Origin of the sequence: Paraburkholderia diazotrophica, assembly GCF_038900755.1 — a bacterium.
In the GTDB taxonomy this organism is placed as follows: domain Bacteria; phylum Pseudomonadota; class Gammaproteobacteria; order Burkholderiales; family Burkholderiaceae; genus Paraburkholderia; species Paraburkholderia diazotrophica_A.
Genome location: NZ_JBBPEN010000064.1, coordinates 1 through 939 on the forward strand (window position 1 = coordinate 1; position 939 = coordinate 939).

The 939-nt window shown below is 62.7% G+C and carries 1 protein-coding gene; it reads right to left on the minus strand.

The features are described from left to right. Window positions 1-939: ectoine hydrolase DoeA (doeA, locus tag AABE10_RS36230; protein WP_342937843.1), on the minus strand; the 939-nt coding region annotated here is incomplete at both ends.

The window sequence follows — 939 nt, forward strand, 5'->3', positions numbered from 1 at the left end:
CTTGATGAACAGCTTGCGCGGCGTATTGCAGAACGTCTCGACACCCGACTCCGTAATCAGGATGCTCTCCGTGATTTCGAGTCCCCAGTCGTCGAGCCACAGGCCCGGCATGAAATGGAACGTCATGCCGGGTTCGAGGACCGTCTTGTCCCCGGGACGCAGGCTCATCGTGCGCTCGCCCCAGTCCGGCGGATAGCTCGCGCCGATCGGATAGCCACAGCGGCTGTTCTTCTCGATGCCCGATTTGCGCAGCACCGCAAAGAACGCATTCGCGATGTCTTCACAGGTATTGCCCGGCTTCGCAGCCGCCAGCCCCATTTCGATGCCTTCGACCACGGCCTTTTCCGCATCGATGAAATGCTGCGGCGGCTTGCCGAGATACACCGTGCGTGACTGCGGGCAGTGATAGCGCTTGAAGCAGCCGGCGATTTCGAAGAACGTGCCCGCATTCTTTTCGAAGGGCGAATCGTCCCACGTCAGGTGCGGCGCGGCCGCATCGGCGCCTGTCGGCAGCAGCGGCACGATCGCGGGATAGTCGCCGCCATAGCCGTCGATGCCCGTGATCCCCGCCGAATAGATATCGGCGACGAGATCGCTCTTGCGCATGCCCGGCTCGATCCGCTCGACGATATGCGCGTGCATCTTCTCGACGATGCGCGCGGCGATGCGCATGTACTCGATCTCGCGCGGCGACTTGATGGCGCGCTGCCAGTTGACGAGCGCGGTCGCATCGCGCCACGTCGCGTTCGGCAGATTGCGCTGCAACGATGCATAGGCGGCGGCGCTGAAATAGTAGTTGTCCATCTCGACGCCGATGCGGCGCGACTGCCAGCCGCGCGCCTCGATCACTTCGCGCGCGAGATAGTCCATCGGATGACGCTCGGTGGACTGCACGTAGTGATCGGGATAGCCGATGATGTTCTCGCGCTTCATGAACAC